This window comes from Archangium primigenium (assembly GCF_016904885.1).
GTDB lineage: Bacteria > Myxococcota > Myxococcia > Myxococcales > Myxococcaceae > Cystobacter > Cystobacter primigenius.
The window spans coordinates 1,347,374-1,367,224 of the sequence record NZ_JADWYI010000001.1; the positions used below are offsets into that span (position 1 = coordinate 1,347,374).

At 71.1% G+C, this 19,851-nt stretch carries 18 protein-coding genes; 11 read left to right on the top strand and 7 right to left on the bottom strand.

Going from position 1 to position 19,851, the window contains the following annotated elements:
- Window positions 1-6: 6 nt before the first annotated feature.
- From I3V78_RS05865 to I3V78_RS05875, 3 genes are all read right to left on the bottom strand, one after another.
- Entirely contained in the window at window positions 7-1,137 is a 1,131-nt protein-coding gene (locus I3V78_RS05865; RefSeq protein ID WP_204485327.1) for an AI-2E family transporter, read from the bottom strand.
- A 35-nt stretch (window positions 1,138-1,172) separates the two neighbouring features.
- A complete protein-coding gene (locus tag I3V78_RS05870) occupies window positions 1,173-1,445 on the bottom strand; it encodes a hypothetical protein (protein ID WP_204485328.1) in 273 nt (90 codons plus the stop codon).
- A 98-nt stretch (window positions 1,446-1,543) separates the two neighbouring features.
- Window positions 1,544-2,146: a SanA/YdcF family protein gene (locus I3V78_RS05875; protein ID WP_239576316.1), complete on the bottom strand. Its 603-nt coding sequence runs from the start codon at window positions 2,144-2,146 to the stop codon at window positions 1,544-1,546.
- Window positions 2,147-2,428: 282 nt separating this feature from the next.
- Between I3V78_RS05875 and atpG the strand changes: the two genes are divergently transcribed.
- The 9 genes from atpG to I3V78_RS05920 all read left to right on the top strand — a co-directional run bounded on the left by atpG (window position 2,429) and on the right by I3V78_RS05920 (window position 10,552).
- A complete protein-coding gene (gene atpG, locus I3V78_RS05880) occupies window positions 2,429-3,337 on the top strand; it encodes an ATP synthase F1 subunit gamma (RefSeq protein ID WP_204485330.1) in 909 nt (302 codons plus the stop codon).
- A 120-nt stretch (window positions 3,338-3,457) separates the two neighbouring features.
- Window positions 3,458-4,903, top strand: a complete 1,446-nt coding sequence (atpD, locus tag I3V78_RS05885; protein ID WP_204485331.1) for a F0F1 ATP synthase subunit beta — start codon at window positions 3,458-3,460, stop codon at window positions 4,901-4,903.
- Window positions 4,904-4,942: 39 nt separating this feature from the next.
- Window positions 4,943-5,488 carry a hypothetical protein gene (locus I3V78_RS05890; RefSeq protein ID WP_204485332.1) on the top strand — a complete coding sequence of 182 codons (546 nt, stop codon included), beginning with the start codon at window positions 4,943-4,945 and terminating at the stop codon, window positions 5,486-5,488.
- Between the two features lie 33 nt (window positions 5,489-5,521).
- Window positions 5,522-5,926 (top strand): F0F1 ATP synthase subunit epsilon, encoded by a 405-nt coding sequence (locus I3V78_RS05895; RefSeq protein ID WP_204485333.1) that lies wholly within the window; start codon window positions 5,522-5,524, stop codon window positions 5,924-5,926.
- 110 nt (window positions 5,927-6,036) lie between these two features.
- Complete coding sequence (locus I3V78_RS05900) at window positions 6,037-6,282, top strand: hypothetical protein (RefSeq protein ID WP_204485334.1); 246 nt, start codon at window positions 6,037-6,039, stop codon at window positions 6,280-6,282.
- Between the two features lie 117 nt (window positions 6,283-6,399).
- A complete protein-coding gene (locus I3V78_RS05905; protein ID WP_204485335.1) occupies window positions 6,400-7,434 on the top strand; it encodes an ADP-ribosylglycohydrolase family protein in 1,035 nt (344 codons plus the stop codon).
- 145 nt (window positions 7,435-7,579) lie between these two features.
- Window positions 7,580-7,984, top strand: coding sequence for a phage holin family protein (locus I3V78_RS05910; protein WP_204485336.1), 405 nt, complete (start codon window positions 7,580-7,582; stop codon window positions 7,982-7,984).
- A complete protein-coding gene (locus I3V78_RS05915; protein WP_204485337.1) occupies window positions 7,981-8,499 on the top strand; it encodes a hypothetical protein in 519 nt (172 codons plus the stop codon). Before I3V78_RS05910 ends, I3V78_RS05915 begins: the two co-directional genes overlap by 4 nt.
- A gap of 244 nt (window positions 8,500-8,743) precedes the next feature.
- A complete protein-coding gene (locus tag I3V78_RS05920) occupies window positions 8,744-10,552 on the top strand; it encodes an AMP-dependent synthetase/ligase (protein ID WP_204485338.1) in 1,809 nt (602 codons plus the stop codon).
- 14 nt (window positions 10,553-10,566) lie between these two features.
- Here I3V78_RS05920 and I3V78_RS05925 read toward each other — a convergent pair whose 3' ends face one another.
- Entirely contained in the window at window positions 10,567-10,944 is a 378-nt protein-coding gene (locus tag I3V78_RS05925) for a TfoX/Sxy family protein (protein ID WP_204485339.1), read from the bottom strand.
- Between the two features lie 147 nt (window positions 10,945-11,091).
- On the opposite strand from I3V78_RS05925, the gene I3V78_RS05930 reads away from it, so the two are divergent.
- The gene (locus I3V78_RS05930) at window positions 11,092-11,853 is read left to right on the top strand and encodes a M23 family metallopeptidase (protein WP_204485340.1); all 762 of its coding nucleotides are present in this window, start codon (window positions 11,092-11,094) and stop codon (window positions 11,851-11,853) included.
- Here the strand turns inward: I3V78_RS05930 and I3V78_RS05935 are convergent.
- Together I3V78_RS05935 and I3V78_RS05940 are read right to left on the bottom strand one after the other, a co-directional pair.
- Window positions 11,850-14,660: a serine/threonine-protein kinase gene (locus I3V78_RS05935; RefSeq protein ID WP_204485341.1), complete on the bottom strand. Its 2,811-nt coding sequence runs from the start codon at window positions 14,658-14,660 to the stop codon at window positions 11,850-11,852. The genes I3V78_RS05930 and I3V78_RS05935 overlap by 4 nt on opposite strands.
- 235 nt (window positions 14,661-14,895) lie before the next feature.
- Window positions 14,896-16,590: a GTPase gene (locus tag I3V78_RS05940; RefSeq protein WP_204496514.1), complete on the bottom strand. Its 1,695-nt coding sequence runs from the start codon at window positions 16,588-16,590 to the stop codon at window positions 14,896-14,898.
- A 141-nt stretch (window positions 16,591-16,731) separates the two neighbouring features.
- Here I3V78_RS05940 and I3V78_RS05945 point away from each other — a divergent pair, with 141 nt between their 5' ends.
- Window positions 16,732-18,027: a C4-dicarboxylate transporter DctA gene (locus I3V78_RS05945; RefSeq protein ID WP_204485342.1), complete on the top strand. Its 1,296-nt coding sequence runs from the start codon at window positions 16,732-16,734 to the stop codon at window positions 18,025-18,027.
- On the opposite strand, the gene I3V78_RS05950 is transcribed toward I3V78_RS05945, so the two are convergent.
- Complete coding sequence (locus tag I3V78_RS05950; protein ID WP_204485343.1) at window positions 18,024-19,811, bottom strand: monovalent cation:proton antiporter-2 (CPA2) family protein; 1,788 nt, start codon at window positions 19,809-19,811, stop codon at window positions 18,024-18,026. The two genes, I3V78_RS05945 and I3V78_RS05950, sit on opposite strands and share 4 nt — an antisense overlap.
- Window positions 19,812-19,851 lie beyond the last annotated feature (40 nt).

Sequence of the window (19,851 nt, forward strand, 5' to 3'; positions counted from 1 at the left end):
GTCGGCTCAATGCGAGATCGAGGGCGGCTGGGAGGGCGGAGGGTCGCGGGGGCCCTCGTCATGGGGTTGCAGGATGACGCCTTCCCCCGAGGACTCCTCGAAGGCCCAGCGCTCGTGGAGCCGGGCCAGCCGCTCTTGCATCAACACCTGCAGGGCTCCCGCGATGGGCAGGCTGAGCAGGGCGCCGAGCAATCCCGCCAGGCCCGTACCCACCAACATCACCAGGGCGATGATCAGGGGGTTCATCTTCAGCGTGTGCCGCTGCACGAGCGGCTGCAGCAGGTTGCTCTCCACCTGCTGGTAGACGACGAAGAGGGCGAGGGCGATGAGCCCCTGCTTCATGCCCACCGAGGCCATCGTGGTGCTCGTCACCAGGATGCCGCCAAGGAAGGTGCCCACGAAGGGGATGAGTCCCAGCACCGTCATCATGAGGCCCAGGGGCAGGAAGTAGGGCACTCCGAGCACCAGGGTGATCACGGCCGTGGTGATGCCGCCGATGAGCGAGATGAGGAACGAGCCCGCCACGTAGCCGCCCACCACCCCCTTCATCCGATGGCCGATCCGCGCGTAGCGCTCCCGCTGGGTGGGCCGGACCCACCGCAAGAGGGCCTGGAAGAGGTCATCGCCGAACAGCAGGAAGAAGACCGTCAGCACGGCGACGGTGACCGCGGCCACGACGTTGCGCAGCACGTCCGTCACCACCCCGAGCATGGGCCCGGGCATGCCCGACACCTGCCGCTGCAGCTGCTGCGCCGCCTGGTCGATGACGTCGTAGCGCTTGTCCAGCTTCTCCACCCAGGGGTGGTGCTGCAGCCGATCCAGGAATCCGGGCGCGGCCTGGACGAGCGCGCGGCCCTGCTCGACGAGCATGGGCACCAGGGTGACCACCAGCGCCGACAGGAGACCCAGTCCCAGCAGCGCCACGCCGAGCACCGCCAGGCCCCGGCGCAGTCCTCGCGCCTCCAGCCAGCTCACCAGCGGGTTGGCGGCCAGAGCGAGAAAGAGCGACACCATCACCCAGGACAGCACCATGGCGGATTGGGTGAGCAGCCACAGCAGGGTGACGAGCGCCAGGGCGTGAAGCCCCACCGTCCAGACCGTGAGGGGCGTGACCTGCGAGCGGCGGGGTGAGGGCATCACGAATGGGTCCTCTCGAGCGGCGCGCGGGGGGCTCAGTCGTTGCCGAGGTCGTCCGGCCGAATCGGGCGCAGGGGCTCGTGGGGCTGGGCGGTGAGCTCACGCTCCTCGTCCTCGTCGTCATCGCCGCGGAACTCGCGGATCTGATCCGGCAGGATGTCGCGCGAGTCGGCCTCCTCCTCGAGCGGCGGCGTCATGGCCAGCTCCGCGTCGGTGAAGTTGAGCTCCTCGCGCCCGGTAACGGGATCCCGATGGCGCAGGGACTGGGACTCGCCGACTTCCTCGGCTCCGAGATTCTTGAATCGCATGGCTGGTCTCCCAAGGACGCCGGGATGGCGCATGAGCCAACGGTGCGAATCCAAGGGACTTCTCGCAACGGCCCTCGGTCGCTCGCCCGCCAGGGGGCTCAGCGCGGCGGGGTCACGTCCGCGGGGTAACGCGGCTCGGCCTCCAGCCACACCATGACGAGGGCGAGCACGCGGGAGAGCGTCTCGCGCAGGGCGTAGCGGCGCGTGGAGGGCTTGCCCTCGTCGGCGGCCACGCCCCAGGCGTCGATGCCCACGGAGTTGGCGATGTAGAGCGCGCGCGTCAGGTGGAAGCGCTGGGTGACGAGCACGGCCTGGCGCACGCCGAAGACCCCATGGGCCCGCACGGAGCTGTCGTAGGTGGACAGGCCCGCGGTGTCCTCCTGGATGGCCTCGGCGGGCACGCCCCGCTCGCGCACGTAGCGCACCATGGCGCGCGTCTCGTCGTGGAAGCGGTCCGAGTTGTCGCCGCTGAGCAGCAGCGTGCCCACGGTGCCCGCGCGGTACAGGGCCAGGGCGGCGTCCAGCCGCTGGGCGAGCACCGGCGAGGGTTTGCCTCCCCGGGCCAGCCCCGCGCCGTACACGAGCGCCACCGGCGCCCGGGGCACCTCGGCGCGCGGCAGGATGCGATCCGCGTAGCGGTGCTCGACGTACAGGGACAGGCTTCCCACGGCCAGGATGCCCAGGCCCGCGCCCAGCCCCATCAGGCGGACTGCTCGCCGCCACCGATTCTTTTGACCCTCCGGGCGCATGAACTCCGGCCCAACGGCCGGAACCCGCATTGTCGTCCCGACGGGGCTGCCAGGGAAGCGCACTCTCCTGGCCGCTCCCACGGCGTCGACTCGGGCGGTGGATTCCTGGCTCCCGGAAAACGGCGCGCGGGGTTGGAAGGCCACGGTTGACCGGCCGCCACACCACCCTATATAGGGGGCCGCGACCGGGCCGAACATCTCAGGCCCACGTTTCGACAGGAGCTGGTGGCCTCAATGGCGTCTCTTCGCGACATCCGCAAGCGCATCCGCTCGGTGAAGAACACGCGGCAGATCACCAAGGCCATGAAGATGGTGGCCGCCGCCAAGCTGCGCAAGGCCCAGGAAGCGATCACCGCCGCGCGGCCCTACGCGCAGATCCTCGATCAGATCATCTCCGACCTCGTGGTGCGCTCGCAGGGCGAGGAGCTGGCCCATCCGCTCCTCAGCTCGCGCCCGGTGCGCAAGGCCGAGGTGGTGCTGCTGACGTCGGACCGCGGCCTGGCCGGTGGTTTCAACTCCAACGTGATCCGGCGCGCCACCCGCTTCCTCTACGAGAACAACGGCGTGCAGGTGGAGTTCTCCACCGTGGGCCGCAAGGGCAACGACTTCTTCCGCCAGCGCGGGCAGTCGATGCGCAAGGACTTCGGGCACCTGTCCCAGAAGCCCGACTACACCCAGGCCTCCGCCGTGGCCGAGGAGCTGAGCGCGCGCTTCCTCAAGGGCGACGTGGACGCGGTCTACGTCATCTACAACGAGTTCCTCTCGGCCATTAACCAGAAGGTGACCGTGGCCCAGCTGCTGCCCCTGCAGACGCTGTCGGTCAGCGCGCCCACGGCCGCCCAGGTGGGTCAGGTCGCCCCCCAGGCGCAGCCCACGGCGGACCTGGTGGACTTCAAGTACGAGCCGGGCCGCCAGGAAGTGCTGGACCGGCTGGTGCCCCAGGCCGTGTCCATCAAGCTCTACCGCGCGCTGCTGGAGAGCGTGGCGAGCGAGCACGGCGCGCGCATGTCCGCCATGGAGAACGCGACGAGCAATGCCACGGACATGATCTCCAGCCTGACGCTCACCTACAACCGCACCCGCCAGGCGGTCATCACCAACGAGCTCATGGAGATTGTCTCCGGCGCCGAGGCGTTGAAGTAGTAGCGGGGCTTCTGGCCAGACGGCCTCCAATGTTGACCTCCGGGGGCGCCTGCAAGTAGAGCGGGCCCGCCCAAGCAGCCCCCGGGCCACCCTTTCGATGCAGTGACGGGAAGACAGTCCATGAGCGCTCAAGTTCCGACGGTAGGCAAGGTGACCCAGGTTCTCGGTCCTGTGGTCGACGTGGAGTTTCCGCCCGGTGGTCTCCCCGAGGTGTACACCGCCCTCAAGCTGACCAACCCCAACGTCAGCGCCGAGCAGAACAACCTCACGCTCGAGGTGGCGCAGCACCTGGGCGAGAACACCGTGCGCTGCATCTCCATGGACTCGACCGAGGGTCTGAGCCGGGGGCAGCCGGTGACGAACACGGGCGCGCCCATCCAGGCGCCGGTGGGCAAGGCCACCCTGGGCCGCATCCTCAACGTCACGGGTGATCCCGTGGACGAGAAGGGCCCGGTGGTCGCCAAGGAGTCCTGGTCCATCCACCGCCAGCCGCCCCCGTTCACCGAGCAGGACGTGCGCGTGCAGATGTTCGAGACGGGCATCAAGGTCATCGACCTGCTCGCGCCCTACACGCGTGGTGGCAAGATCGGCCTGTTCGGCGGCGCCGGCGTGGGCAAGACGGTGCTCCTGCAGGAGCTCATCCGCAACGTGGCGGTGGAGCGCGGCGGCTTCTCCGTGTTCGCCGGCGTGGGCGAGCGCACCCGCGAGGGCAACGACCTGTACCACGAGATGCAGGAGAGCAACGTCATCAAGGTCGACAACCTGGAGGAGAGCCAGGTGGTGCTGGTGTACGGCCAGATGAACGAGCCGCCCGGTGCGCGCGCCCGCGTGGCCCTCACCGCGCTGACGATCGCCGAGTACTTCCGTGACGTGGAAGGCCGCGACGTGCTGCTCTTCGTGGACAACATCTTCCGCTTCACCCAGGCCGGTTCCGAGGTGTCCGCCCTCCTGGGCCGCATCCCGAGCGCCGTGGGTTACCAGCCCACGCTCGCCACGGAGATGGGCAGCCTGCAGGAGCGCATCACCTCCACCACCAAGGGCTCGGTCACCTCCGTGCAGGCCATCTACGTGCCCGCCGACGACCTGACGGACCCGGCGCCCGCCACCACGTTCGCCCACCTGGACGCGACCACGGTGCTCAACCGCGCCATCTCCGAGCTGGGCATCTACCCGGCCGTGGATCCGCTCGACTCGACGAGCCGCATCCTCTCGCCGGACGTCGTGGGCGCCGAGCACTACGCCGTGGCCCGCCGCGTCCAGGGCATCCTCCAGCGCTACAAGGAGCTGCAGGACATCATCGCCATCCTCGGCATGGACGAGCTGTCCGAGGAAGACAAGCTGACGGTGGCGCGCGCCCGGAAGATCCAGAAGTTCCTGTCCCAGCCCTTCTTCGTGGCGCAGATCTTCACCGGCGCTCCCGGCAAGTACGTGAAGCTCCAGGACACCGTCCAGGGCTTCAAGGAGATCGCCGACGGCAAGCACGACGACCTGCCCGAGTCCGCCTTCTACATGGTGGGCGGCATCGAAGAGGCCAAGGCCAAGGCCGCCAAGATGGCGGCCAGCTAGTCCCCACGTTCGCGTCACACGGCCAGGAGGGGTGTCCACATGCTGCGTTCCGTCGTTCTCGGGATCATCTTGTTGGCCGCTCCTGGCCTCGCCGCGGAGCGCTCCAGCCGCCCTCGGGTGAGCGCCAATGGCGCCTACAGCGTGCGCATGGTCGTGACGGGTCCCGACCAATGCACGCTGGAGGTGTCTCGCGAGAGCGGCGTGGAGTGGAAGCTCACGCAGTGCGTGGGGAGCGCCGACGACCTCTACTTCGTCTCCAACGACGGAGAGAAGGTGTGGGTCCTGCTTCCGCTGGCCACCAAGGGCACCCAGAAGTTGCCCGGCAAGCAGAACAAGGCGCTGCCCGCCTGGGCCAACACCCCCGTGGCGGCCCTGTATGATCGTCACGGCGCGAAGGTGGAGGAGCGGCGCCTGCTGGACTTCGTGAGCCGGCAGGCCCTGCCCGAGGTGCGGCAGATGACGCAGCACCTCAAGTGGCTGGAGGGCATGCTCGGCGTGCCGGGCAAGGGCCCCCGCCTGACGGATGCCGGACGCATTGATTTCGAGACGGTGGGCGGCGGCAAGACCCATCAACTGACCTTCTGAAGTTGACGTTCTGAAGAGAGCACGGAAAAGCCCATGGCCAAGCTGACGGTCGAGATTGTCACCCCCGAGAAGCGCGTCCTGTCGGTCCAGGCGGACGAGGCGATCGTCCCCGGCGCGCGGGGCCTGTTCGGCGTGCGGCCGGGCCACACCCCGTTCCTCTCGCTCATCGAGCCGGGCCTGCTCACCCTGTCGGGTGAGGGCGCGCCGCGCGAGGCCTACTTCGTGGCCGGCGGCTTCGTCGAGGTGAGCAACGACAAGGTGCTGGTGCTCGCGGACGTGGTCGAGCCCGTGGCCTCCATCGACGTGGACGCCGCGCGCCAGCGGCTGGCCGAGGCCCAGGAGCGGCTGCGCGGCATGTCCTCGGACGACGCGCGCTTCACCGTGGAGCAGGCCATCGTGCGCCGCGAGACGGCGCGCGTGAACGCCGTGGCCCGCTAGTTCCTGTCTGGTTTGCGCGGGGCGCGCCTCACGTGCCCCGCGTGTCTGTCTTTGACTCCCGCGCGCGCGGGTCCGAGCCCTGGACGGCTCCCCGCGCCGCCGCGTGCCCCATGCTCGACCTCTTCCACCTCATCGCGGATCCTCCGTCGGCCGAGGCCCGACTCTACGTCGTGGACCACGCGCTGGAGGATCGCGTGCGCTTTCGCAACCTCGCCTTCCCGGAGGCGGAGGCCGCGTGGCGCGCGCTCGGTGGACACACCACGCCCGCGCTCTGGGACGGCGTTCATCTGCACCAGGGCGCGCAAGCGGTCGTGGCGCGTCTGCAGGCGGTTGTCAACCTGGGGCGAGATGAGTGATCGCTTGGGGTGGGAGCGCGCCCTTCACCCAACCTGTATGCGGAGCGAGCCGAAGTCGCGAGGGATCGTAAGTCGGGGCTGGTCATGCGACGCGGTTTGGTTATCTTGCCGCTCCCCATGTCGATGACTCCCGCCGAGCGCCAGGATAGGTTTCAAGCGGCGTTCCTGGGTCTCGCGATCGGAGATGCCCTGGGGTTTCCGCTCAAGGGCATTCCGCCGCTGAACCTCGCGCGGCTCAGCGGGCTGGCCGACGACTTCGCGCCCCGGCCCCGAGGCAAGTTCGCCAAGGGCCAGTTCTCCGACGACACGCAGTTGATGCTCGCCACCGCGGAGAGCGTCATCCGCGAGGGCAAGGTGGACGGGCGCAGCACCGCGGTGCACCTGGCGTGGCTGTGGCAGGAGGGCATCATCCTGCAGCCGCCCAAGCCGCTCGCCGAGTCGCTGCAGAAGCTCGCGCTGGGCACGCCGTGGATGAGCGCGGGCTCGCCCCTGGGCGTCAAGTGCCACTCGGTGCTCAGCCGCGCCATGGTGGTGGGCCTCTTCGAGAGCAAGAGCCGCGTGCGCATCCGCCATGACGCGGGCGTGCTCGCCATCCTCACGCACAAGGATCCCACCTGCGCCGGGGCCGCGGCCGCCTTCGCCCAGGCGGTGGCCATGGGCCTCACCACCAAGGAGCCGCCCACGCCCGCCGCCTTCTGCGAGGAGCTGGCCCTGGCGGCCGCCGCGCACGATCAGGAGCTGGCCGAGGAGCTGCGCCACCTGCCGCGGTTGCTCACCTGGGACACGTCGCGCGCGCTCACGCAGCTGCGCAAGGTGAGCGTGCCCCCGAGCCAGCTGCGCGGCGTGGACGGCCTGCCGCCGCACGTGGTGCCGGTGCTGCTCACCGCCATCTACGCGACGCTCAAGGCGCCGCACGACTTCCGCCAAGCCGTGGAGCTCACCCTGCGCTGTGGCGGCGAGGCCGACGCGGCCGCCGCCTGCGTGGGCGCCATGCTCGGCGCGCACCTGGGCACCGCCGCCATTCCCCCGCGCCTGCGCAAGAGCGTGCTCTACGCCGACACCCTCGTGGACGCCGCGGATCGCCTCTTCCAGGCCCGCCAGGTGCGCGAGACCCTCGCCACCGCGCTCGCCCAGCAGAAGCGGCGCCGTTAGTCCCCGCGAGCAGCGACCAGGCGGCCGAGCCCTCACCGCGCCCGCCTGACTTCCCCTGGCGTCCTTCCGATTCCACTTTCTCCTGGGAGAGCGGAACTCACCTGTGACCACGTCGTGGGTTCATGGGACGCCTGGGAGGCGGCACGTGGAATTCGAATCGGAGCGGCTGGAGCGCAGCCAACTGGAATCGCTGTCCACCGCGGAGCTGGTCCGTCACGCCATCGAGGAGACGCGGCTGCTGGCGCGCGCGGAGATCCTGCACGCCAAGAAGGAATTGAAGGAGGAGGTCGCGGCGGCGAAGACCGCGGGCATCTTCCTGGGCGCCAGTGGGGTGCTCGGCCTGGTGGGTCTGTCGGCATTGCTCGTGGCGGCGGGCCTGGCGCTGCCGGTGGCCCAGTGGCTGGGCGTGTTGCTCGTGGGCATCTTCCTGGTCCTCGTGGCCGGAGGGCTCGCCCTGATGGGCTCCAAGCGGCTGCCGACCAAACCGCTGGCGCATACCCAGGAGCGCCTGAAGACGGACCTCGTCCGCACCAAGGAGACCCTGCAATGAGTGACGACACGAAGCGCGCCATCACCCCGGGGCTGAGCGAGCGCGAGCAGGTGGAGCGCACCGCGGACCGGCTCCGCGATGAGCTGATGCTCACGCTGCAGGAACTGGATCGGCGCCGCGAGCGCGCCCTCGACATGAAGTTCCAGCTGCGCCAACTGCTCGAGCGCAACCGCGACGTGCTCTTCAAGCTCGGCGCGGGCGCCCTCACGGCCGTGGCCGTGGGCGTGGGCTGGTCGGTGCTCAGCGGCCGCCGCCGCGAGCGCGTGGTCTGGGCCCGCCGGGGACACGCGATGCGGCGCGCGTGGAAGCATCCGGACCAGGTGGCCACCGGCGCGCCCCAGCGCCCCTTCCCGATCGAGCTGGGCCACAAGCTGCTGCTCATCTTCGGCGGCGCCCTGGCCACCGCCCTGGCGCGCAACGCCGTGCAGACGCTCGTGCCCCCGCCGGAGCGCGCCGCCCAGAAGGCCGCCCGCCGTCCGGGAGTCCGCTTCGTCCAGGCCGAGGCCCACGCCTGACGCTTCCCTCCTGAGCCACCGCGTCATGCGCCCGGCGCCCTTTTCCTCGCGGAAGGGGCGCCGTGTTTGCGTCATGCAACCTGACGCCTTGCGTCAGCGCGGGTTCCACCCTGGGTAGCGAGCGAATGTGCCTGGAGACCCATCCAGTAGGGCCTGGAATTGGGCTAGCGTCTCGGGCACTTGATGAGACAGAGGGGGGCGTCTCTCGATACCGCCCGCCTGCTCACTTCCCAGGAGCCGAGCCATGACGAGCCCCACGTTCGAGACGATGGTCGACATCTTCCTCCAAAGCACGGCCCACTTCGGCCCGCGCCCGCTCTTCCTCGAGAAGAAGAACGGGGCCTGGGTGGAGATGACGTACATCCAGTTCGCGCAGAAGGTGGACGACCTGCGCGGTGGTCTGGCGAAGCTCGGCGTGACCGAGGGCGATCGCGTGGCCGTCATCTCCAACAACCGCCACGAGTGGGCGGTGGGCGCGTATGCCTCGTACACGCTCGGCGCCGCCTACGTGCCCATGTACGAGCAGCAGCAGGAGAAGGAGTGGCACTACATCCTCAACGACTGTGGCGCCAAGGTCGTGTTCGCCGCCACCGAGGCCATTGCCAAGAAAATTTCGGCGCTCAAATCATCCCTGCCCGCGCTCGAGCACGTCATCTGTTTCGCCGGTGAAGGTCCCCAGAGCTTCGCGGGCGTGCTCGCCCAGGGCTCCGCGGCGCCCCAGAAGGCCGCGTCGCCCAAGCCCACGGATCTCTGTGGCCTCATCTACACCTCGGGCACCACGGGCAATCCCAAGGGCGTGAAGCTCAGCCACGGCAACATCGCCAACAACGTGGCCGCCATGCATCAGATCTTCCCCATGTCGGACAACGACCGGTCGCTCGCGTTCCTGCCCTGGGCGCACGTCTTCGGTCAGTCCGTGGAACTGCACGGCCTGTACTCCATGGGCGCGTCCATGGCCATCGCCGAGTCCACCGAGAAGATCATCGAGAACCTGGCCGAGGTGCAGCCCACGCTCATCTTCTCCGTGCCCCGCATCTTCAACCGCATCTACGACGCGCTCCAGAAGCGCATGGCGACCGAGTCCGGGCTCAAGAAGAAGCTGTTCACCCTGGGCATCGAGGTGGCCAAGCAGCGCAAGGCGCTCGCCGAGCAGAAGCGCACGAGCCTGCTGCTCGACCTGCAGCACTCCTTCTTCGACAAGGTCGTCTTCTCCAAGGTGCGCGCGCGCTTCGGCGGCCGGATGAAGTACGCCTTCAGCGGCGGCGCGGCCATCTCGCGCGAGGTGGCCGAGTTCATCGACAACCTGGGCATCACGGTCTACGAGGGCTACGGCCTCACCGAGACGTCCCCCATCGCCACGGCGAACTTCCCGGGAAACCGGAAGATCGGCTCGGTGGGCAAGGCCCTGCCCGGCACGCGCGTGGAGATCGACCGCACCGAGACGGGTGACCCGAAGCAGGGGGAGATCGTCGCCTACGGCCACAACGTCATGCAGGGCTACTACAACCTGCCGGACGAGGACTCCAAGGCCTTCACCGCCGAGCACGGCTTCCGCACCGGCGACATGGGCTACCTGGATGACGACGGCTTCCTGTGGATCACCGGCCGCATCAAGGAGCAGTACAAGCTGGAGAACGGCAAGTACGTGTCGCCGGCGCCCATCGAGCAGTCGCTCCAGCTCTCCTCGTTCATCGTCAACGCGATGCTGCACGGGCAGAACAAGCCCTTCAACACGGCCATCATCGTCCCGGACATGGGCTCGCTCACCAAGTGGGCCGAGGAGAAGGGCCTGAGCACCGCCATGCCCGCGCTGCTCACCCTGCCCGAGGTGCAGCAGCTCTACCGCGAGCAGATCGCCGAGTTCACCAAGGACGTGAAGGGCTACGAGAAGCCCAAGCACTTCCTCCTGGTGTCCGAGGACTTCACCACCGCCAACGACATGCTCACCCCCTCGCTCAAGCTCAAGCGCCGCAGCGTGCTCAAGCGCTACGGCGATGACGTGGAGACCCTCTACCGCGAGGCGGAGAAGCGCGGCGAGAAGAGCGCCGCCTGAGCCGTCCCCCGCCGTCAGGCGCGCTTCGGCCGCCTGACGGTCTTCCTCGCCGCCTTCTGGTTCGCCACGCGCAGGGCGGCCTCGGCGGCGCGGCGGACCCAGGGCAGCAGCGCATGGGCGTCGTCCGCGACCTCCGCCGGCGGCGTCCAGTAGGACAGGGTGACCTGGCGGCCCTTGCCGCCGTCGTAGACGAAGGGCTCGCCTCCGGCGGCCTCGAAGGCGGCGCGCGAGGTGTCATCCGTCTTCAGGTAGAGCCGCCCGTCGAGGATGAGCCCGAACATGCGCCCGGCCTGGAACAGGCCCCAGCCGCCGAACATGGCGCGCGCGTGCACCGGCCCGAAGGGCTTCAACAACTCCAGCGTGTCGTCGAGGGAGGAGCTCGAGCGGGCCATGGCGGACTCCTGCGCACGGGGCGCGGGGCCTCGTCGCCCGGCCGTCTGCTCTCCAGGTGGAGCGGCCTGTAGATTTTCCGGCGGGGCGCGAGGGGGTGCGGTTTCTGGAATAGTGCCTAGGCACCCTTCCGTTGTCGCGCGGCCCCCATGATCATTTCCACGATCTTCCTGCTCGCCTCCGCTCCGGTCGTCCCCCCCACCCGCAACACCGTGGCCCCCGAGATGGGCGTGCCGTTCGCCTGTGGCCGGGTCTTCCCGGTCAGCCAGGGCCACGACACGGGCAGTCACCTGCAGAATGACACGTACGCCTGGGACTTCCGCATGCCCATCGGCACCCCCATCGTCTCGGCACAGGACGGCAAGGTGCGCATGGCGCGGGGTGACAGCACCCAGGGCGCGTGTGATCCGAAGATGGCCTCGTTCGCCAACTACGTCGTCGTGGAGCACGCGGGCAACGTGGAGACCCAGTACCTGCACTTCAGCGCCGTGGTGGTGAAGCCCGGCGACACGGTGCGCAAGGGTCAGCTGCTCGGGTACTCGGGCAACACGGGCTGGTCCTGCGGCCCCCACCTGCACTTCAAGGTGGCCAGCACCCAGGGCCCGGGGTGGAACAACCCGTCCGTGCCGGCGCGCATCGCCGGGTACGGCGACCCCATGCGCGACACCCTCGTCGCCGCGCCCGTGTGCGGCAACACGGGCGAGCTGCCGATGATGGCCACCAACGACGAGCGCCGGGCCTCGCAGCCCCTGGCTCCCGTGGTGTCCACCAACGAGGGCGAGCAGGCCTCGGGCGGTATTCCTCCCGGCGCCAAGGAGATCCTCGAGCGCGTGGCGCGCCCGGCGGCCAACACGCTGCGCACGCCGCCCAACGCCCAGGCCTTCGACGACGGCTCGGGCGGCGCGAACTAGGGCTGGTCCTCCTCGGCCGGGCGGCTCGCTTCCACGGGCCGCTCGCGCAGCCGCTCGAGCACCGGGTCCAGGCGCTCCTTGAAGCCCTGGACCCGCTCGCGCTCGTGCCGCAGCAACTCCTCCACGCGCGCCTGCTGGGCCCGCCGCCGCGCCCGCTGGGTGCGCCGCAGCTCGGACACGAACGTCTCCTTCTGCTGGAGGAGTTCCTCGGCGAGCCGCACCACCTCCTGCTCCGTCTCCTCCCGGGAGCGCCGCGCCTCCAGCCACTCGCGCTCCTCGACGCGCGCGGTGCGCAGGGTCTCGTGGGCGCGCAGCCCCTCCGCCCGGGCCGAGGCCTCCACCCGGCGGGCGCCTTCCTCCGCCCGCCGGGCCTCCTCCTCGGCCATCCGGGCCCGCTCGGCCTGGAGCGTGGCTTCCTGACGGGCCTCGTGCGCGAAGCTCCCGGCCACCGCCGTCGCGAGCCCCAACACCCCCAGGGAGAGCGCGCCGAGCAGGCGCCGGTTGCGCGCCCGCCGCGCCCGCCGCGCCCGCCGCTCGAACGCGGCGTCCAGGAAGTCGCGCTGCAGGGGCGGCAGCTCCCCGGTGGCGCGCCGCGCGAGGAAGCGCCGGGCCTCCTCCAGCCGCTCGTCCCGCCACAGCAGACCCGGGATGGAGTCGTGCTCCCGCCAGGTGAGCGCCGCCTGGTACAGGTCATCGAGGAACGTCGTGTCCTCCCGGCGCTCGTCCAGCCAGCGGCGCAGCACGGCGCTGTCCTGGAGCAGGGCGTCATGGGCGAGCTCCACCACCGTGTCCGGGTCCCCGTCCCCACCGGAGCGCAGCCGCAGCAGCCGGGTGCGCACCAGCACCTCGGCCAGTCGCCACGTCTCCCCCGGCGCGCCGGTGAGGGCGCCCAGCTCCTCCGTGGAGACCGGGAGCCGGGTGTGCTCGGCCGTCACCAGCCGGGTGCACAGAATCCGCGCCAGGGCATGGTCGGCCGTGGACAGCCCCGTGAGCACGGCGTCGGCCGCGCGCCCGAGCGCCGTGGTGAGCCCGCCCAGGGTCCGCGCCGCCCCGAGCGTGAGCCGGCGGCCCTCCCGGTCACGCGTGTCCCACGCGGTGGTGGCGGCGAACTGCAAGAGCGCGAGCGCGTCGGGGGCGCCCTCCAGGGCGTGCAGCAAGTCCTCCACCTGCTCGGGCGCCTCGAAGAGGTGGCCCGCGCGCTCGGCGGGCCGCAGCAGGGCCTCGCGCAGCTCGTCCCGCGCGGGGGGCGCCAGCAGGAACAGCCCCGGGGTGAGCTCCGCGAGGAAGCGCTCGTCCTCGCCCACGCGGTCCATCCACTCCGAGCGCAGCGCGAGCACGAGCCGCAGCGGGGATGACACGTCATCGGCGATGCCCGCCAGGCACGCGAGGAAGGCCCGGCGCTCGCGCGCGTCCGGCCCGCGCGTGTACAGCTCCTCGAACGGGTCCACGAAGACGAGCATCTTGCGGTGGTTGCACCGGGCGTTGGCGCGCAGGGCGTTGCCCGCGTAGCCGGGCTCGGAGGCCAGTCGCCGCACGAGCTCGCGCTGCCGCGGGCTGTCCGGGGCGGGCGGGTCGGACGGGTTCTCCAGGGACTCGAGCAGCCGGGCCAGGGCCGCCAGCGGGTGGGCGCCGGGGCGCAGCACGTGCGTGTCCCACTCGACGCCCGAGCGCCCGAGCGCGGGGATGAGCCCCGCGCGCACGAGCGACGTCTTGCCCGTGCCCGGCGCCCCGACGACGGCGAGCAGCGGCCGCTCCTGCAGGCGCTGCGTGAGCGCGGCGATCTCCCGGGCGCGGCCGAAGAAGTGGTCCGTGTCCCCCTCCCGGAAGGCCGAGGGCCCCGGGTAGGGACACTGGTCGACGTACAGCTCGCGCCCGGCCTGGCCCGGCAGGAAGGGCTCCAGGGCGCCAAGGAGCGTGGCCGCGTCCGGCATGCGCTCCTCCCGGTCCTTCAGGAGGCAGCGGTCCACCACGGCCGCCAGGCCCCGGGGCAGCGCGGGAAAGAGCGTCTGCAGGCGCGGCATGGGCTCGGTGAGCCGCCCCGTCACGGACGGATCCTTGCCGCCGAGCACCCCCAGCGGGTGCTGCCCGGAGAGCATCTGGAAGAGCATGATGCCCACGGCCCACAGGTCCGTGCGGTGGTCCACCGCCCCGCCGTTGCCCCACTGCTCCGGGGACAGGTACGCGAGGCTGTCCGGCAGCGCGCCCCGGCGCGTGAGGTCCTCCCCGTTGTCGTCGAGCAGGCCGCCGCCGTCGCTCGTGCGCCAGGGCACGTCGCGCGGCAGGGACTCGCCGCGCAACAGCCGCGAGACGCCGAAGTCGAGCACCTTGATGCCGCCCGTGTCCGTCACGAAGACGTTCTCCGGCTTGAGGTCGTGGTGGACGACGCCCTGGGCGTGCGCGAACGCGAGCGCCCGCACCACGGGCACCATCCACTCCACGGCGCGCGCCGGGGGCAGGCGCTTGCGCTGGACGAGTGCGCGCAGCGTCTGGCCCTGCAGGTACTCGAGCACCAGGAAGGGGCCGCCCGCGTACTGACCGACCTCGTGCAGGGCCGCGATGTGCTCGTGCACCAGGCGCGCGGTGACCTGGGTGAGGTCCATGTCCGGCAGGCGCGGGAACAACAGCAGCACCCGGCGGCCCATGCGCGTGTCCCGCGCGAGGAAGGCCCGGCCCCGGCGCTCGCCGCTCAACTCGCGGATGAGCTCGTAGTGCCGCAGCCACAGCCCGGGCACGAGCGGCGGCGGCCGCGCGGGCTGGGGAAGACGGGGGGATTCGGGCGGTCGGGCCTGACGCTCGCTCTGGCTCATGACGGGGCGCTCTCCGCTTCGCGGGCCCCGGCCACTGGAGGGCCGGGGCGTCGGTCTGTCAGGAGTGCCCGTCTGGCGGGGCGCGGGGGGGGAAGGCGTTCCTTCCCGCACAGGGCCTGCCTGGCACTCCGGCCGCCACCCGTTCCCCACCCCTGCCCCTACAGCGGCGGTTCCATGATGGCCATGGACGCGGGTTTGACTACCGGGGCGCCAGGACAGGCACGGTGTCGGCCAGTCAGCGCAGCCGGAGCAGGGCGCGCGCCGCCTCGCGGCCGGAGCGCAGCCCGCCCTGGACCGATTCACCGAAGCGCGCGCCGAGGGCCTCCAACAAGACGCCGAAGCGCTCCAGGCCCGCGCGGCGCACGGCGCGGGTGGTGCCGGCGAGGCTCGCCGAGGCCAAGAGCGCGCCCGCGCCCGCGAGCAGCGCGAAGAGCGCGCCCGCGTTGAGGAAGTAGTCCACGCCGAGCAGGGGCCCCTCCACGTAGGCGCGCACCACGCGGTAGCCCACGTGCGCGAGCAGCGCGAAGAGGGGCAGGTTGATAAGCGGCAGCAGCAGCCAGCGCGCGGTGCGCCACCAACGGGCCACGGCCCCGGCCACCGCGGTGGTGAGCGTGTAGCGCCAGGCGCTGGCGCGCGCCGCCTTGAGCTCCGCGAGCAGGGTGTCCAGGTCCGGCAGGCCCAGCGCCTCCGGGGTGAGGCCCCCCGCGTACGCGAGGCTCCGCGCCTCGGTGAGCGAGGCGCGCGCGGCGGACTCCACCGCCAGGTCGTCCTCGAAGGGCTCCACCACCGCCGTCTCCGCGGCGCGCGCCCGGGTGCGCTCGCGCACCGCGTCCAGCACCGTGGTGGTGGCCGCCACCGCGAGCCCCACCGGCAGGTTGCGCCGGGCCACCAGCGTGGCCGCGCCCAGCCCCCCCACGCCCGCGGTGGACAGCCGCATGCCCCAGGCGGCCGGGCCCCAGAAGCGCCCCGCGGCCTGCTCCCGCACCTCCGAGGCCAGGTGGCCCTGCGCGAGCACCAGCCGCGCGTCGAAGTCCTCGCGCAGCGCGGTGGCGGCCCGGCCCATGCCCGCGGCCAGCGCGGCGCCCGCCCGCGCGAGCGTGTCCTCCGTCTCCTTCAGCGCGCCCTCCACCCGCGTGCCCAGCTCCGTGAGCGCGCCCCGGGCATTGTCGCGCCGCACCCGCTCGGCCACCGTCTCGCTCGCCAGGGACTGGAGGTGGAAGAGCAGGGCGCCGAACTCGCCGGATGGATCCTGCCCCTGCTGCGCCGCGCGGCCGCTGATGGCGAAGACGGGCACGGCCTCCAGCGCCAGCCCGTAGCGCTCCGCGGCGAGCCGACGCGCCTGAGACTTGAGGGCCTCGCGCGACTCGGCCGACAGCTCGTCCGCGAAATTGATGAGGAACACGAGTGCGCGGCGCCGGGCGAACTCCGCGAGGAACTCGGCCTGGGAGGACTCGGCGACGCTGCCGCGGTGCATGACGACGAGGGCCACGTCCGCGCGCTCCAGCGCCCCGCGCGCCACCTCGCGGTGCGCCGTGGCCACGCTGTTGAGGTCCGGCGTGTCGATGAACACCTGGCCGCTCCACAGGCCCCGAGGCCCCGGCGTGTAGCGCACCACGCGCGCGCCCACCTGGCCCAGGTCCTCCAGCGCGAGCCCCTCGGGGGCGAACACGGTGGCGGCGGTGCTCGTGGGCCGATCCTCTCCCTCGCGCGCGAGCGCCTGGCCGGCCAGGGCGTTGAGCAGGGTGGACTTGCCCGCGCCCGTGGCGCCCACCAGCGCGACGGTGAGCGGCACCTCTCGCCGTGCATGTCCGCGCGCGTAGTCCTGGCGCAGGCGCTCCAGCCGGGCCGCGTGGGGCTGGAGCGCGGGCAACTGGCGCGCGTCGGAAAGGAGGCGCTCCAAGGACTCGGAGTCGGGCAGGGTATCGTCCACGGCGCCGAGCCTCGCCAAGCCGCGCGCCCCTGCCCAGCGCGGAATGGCCCCGAGCGCTGACGCCGCGCGTCATGCGTTGGGGAGTACACGGGGGGAGACGGGAGGGTGGTGTGCTCCCAGGCGCGCTCCTAGGCTGACGCGATGACTTTCCCGTCCTTGTCCCAGGCGCCCGCGCCCCGGGTCGGCCTCCACCGGCACCTGTATGTCCAGGTGCTGGTGGCCATCACGCTCGGCGCGCTGCTCGGCCACTTCTTCCCCTCGCTCGGCGCGTCCATGAAGCCGCTGGGCGATGGCTTCATCAAGCTGGTGAAGATGATCATCGCGCCGGTCATCTTCCTCACGGTGGTGACGGGCATCGCGGGCTCGCATGACCTGGGCAAGGTGGGGCGCGTGGCCGTCAAGGCGTTCGCCTACTTCCTCACCTTCTCCACGCTCGCGCTGGTGGTGGGCATGGTCATCGCCAACGTGGTGCGGCCGGGGGCGGGGATGAACATCGACCCGGCCACGCTGGATGCCGGGTCGGTGTCCGGCTACGCGACCAAGGCGCACGAGCAGCACCTGACGTCCTTCCTGCTCAACATCATCCCCACCACGGTGGTGAGCGCCTTCTCCGAGGGGGAGATCCTCCAGGTGCTCTTCGTCTCCATCCTGTTCGGCGTGGCGCTGTCGCTCGTGGGCGAGAAGGGCCGGCCGGTGGTGGACCTCCTGCACTCGCTGAGCATCGCCTTCTTCAAGCTCGTGGGCATCCTGATGAAGGTGGCGCCAGTGGGCGCGTTCGGCGCGTTCGCCTTCACCATCGGCAAGTACGGCATCGGCGCCATCGCGAACCTGGCGGCGCTGGTGCTCACCTTCTACGCGACGTCGGCGGTGTTCGTGCTCGTCATCCTGGGGGCGGTGGCGCGCTTCAACGGCTTCTCCATCCTGCGGCTCATCCGCTACCTCAAGGCGGAGCTGCTGCTCGTGCTGGGCACCAGCTCGTCCGAGTCCGCGCTGCCCAACCTCATCGAGAAGATGGTGCGCGCGGGCTGCCCCCAGCCCATCGTGGCGCTGGTGGTGCCCACCGGCTACTCCTTCAACCTGGATGGCACCAACATCTACATGACGCTGGCGGCGCTGTTCATCGCGCAGGCCACCAACACGCCCCTGACCCTGGGCCAGCAGGTGCTGCTCCTGCTCGTGGCGATGCTCAGCTCCAAGGGGGCCGCGGGCGTGACGGGCGCGGGCTTCATCACCCTGGCGGCCACGCTGTCCGTGGTGCCCACCGTGCCCGTGGCGGGCATGGCGCTCATCCTGGGCGTGGACCGCTTCATGTCCGAGTGCCGCTCGCTCACCAACTTCATCGGCAACGCCGTGGCCACGGTGGTGGTGGCCCGGTGGGAGGGGGGGCTGGACAAGGCGGCCCTCGACGCCGCGCTCGAGGGCAAGTCGCTCTCCTAGAGCGTCTTCTCGCGCGCGTCGCGGTCGAAGAGCTGCTCCAGCTCCTCGCGGGCCTTGAGCGCCAGTTGGGCGAGCTTCTCCACGTCGCCCTGGTGCTGGTAGGTGGACTCGAGCAGCGCCTCGTCGTGCTGGCGGAAGCGCTCCACGGTGCTCTTGCTCTCGCTGAAGGAGAAGCCGAGCGCCTCGAGCACGTCGCCGGTGAGCTCCAGGCTGCCCGCGTACGTCTCGCGCATGATGTGGGTGATGCCGAGGGCGCGCAGCCGGTAGGCGTGCTGGCGGTTGCGCGCGCGGGCGAAGAGCGCGAGGTGGGGGAAGTGCTGGCGCACCGTCTCCGCCGTGCGCACCGAGGCCTCCACGTCGTCGATGGCCAGCACGAAGACGCGCGCCTTGTCCGCGCGCGCTGCCCGCAGCAGCTCCAGGCGCGAGGCGTCGCCGTAGAAGACGTGGGTGTTGCCGAACTTGGTGATGAACTGGATGTGCTCGGCGTTGATGTCCAGGGCGGTGAAGCCGATGCGGCGCGCGCGCAGGAGCCGCGCCACCACCTGGCCCACGCGCCCCAGCCCCGCGATGATGACGGGCTGGTCCTCCTCGGGGGACACGTCGAACGCGCGCTGCTTCTCCGCGCGGCGCAGGCGCGGCCGCACGAGCTTGTCGTAGGCGGCGAAGAGCAGCGGCGTGACGGCCATGGACACGCTCACCACGCCCACCAGCAGGTCGGACAGCTTCGGGTCCATCACCCGGAAGCCCACCGCGAGCCCGAAGAGCACGAAGGCGAACTCGCCGCCCTGGGAGATGGCCACCGCGAGGCTCAGCGAGGGCTCCTGGCTCTTGAAGACACGGAAGCCCAGGCCGAAGAGCACCAGCGCCTTGATGAGCACGAGCCCCACCACCAGCGCCGCCACGCGCAGCGGCGCTTCCGCGAGCAGCCCCAGGTTCACCGACATGCCCACGGCGATGAAGAACAGGCCCAGCAAGAGGCCCTTGAAGGGCTCGATGTCGGCCTCCAGCTCGTGGCGGTACTCGGAGTCGGCCAGCAGCACGCCGGCGAGGAACGCGCCGAGCGCCATGGACAGGCCCACCTGGGCCATGAGCAGCGCGGTGCCCACCACCACGAGCAGCGCCGTGGCGGTGAACAGCTCCTGACTGTGCAGGGACGCCACGGAGCGCAGCACCGGCCGCAGCACGTAGCGGCCGCCGATGATCACCGCCGCCAGCACCGCCACCACCTTGGCGGCGGACACCCAGCCGGACTGCACGGGCGCATTCGCCAGGGGCTCGCCGAGGAAGGGCAGGAGCGCGAGCAGGGGAATCACCGCCAGGTCCTGGAACAGCAGGATGCCGAAGGCCGCCTGGCCATGCTCCGTGGTCAGCTCGTTCTTCTCCGTGAGCAATTGCAGCGCGAAGGCGGTGGAGGACAGCGACAGGCCGAACCCCGCGATGAGCGCCGCGGCCGGGGGCAGCCCGAGCACCCCCATGCCCACGCCCATCAGCAGGATGCCCGTGCCCATCACCTGCGCCCCGCCCAACCCAAACACCGAGCGGCGCAGCGCCCACAGCCGCGAGGGCTGCAACTCCAAGCCAATGAGGAACAGGAGGAACACCACCCCCAGCTCGGAGAAGTGCAGGATGTTCTCCACGTTGCTGACGAGCTTCACTCCCCAGGGGCCTATCACCACGCCCGCCGCCAGATAGCCGAGCACCGAGCCCAATCCGAGCCGTTTGAACAAGGGCACGGACACCACGGCGGCCGTGAGGAAGATCAGCGCTTCGTGCAGAAAGGACATGGCGCCTGCTTCATGTCACGCACCCCCGAAGCATGGCAAT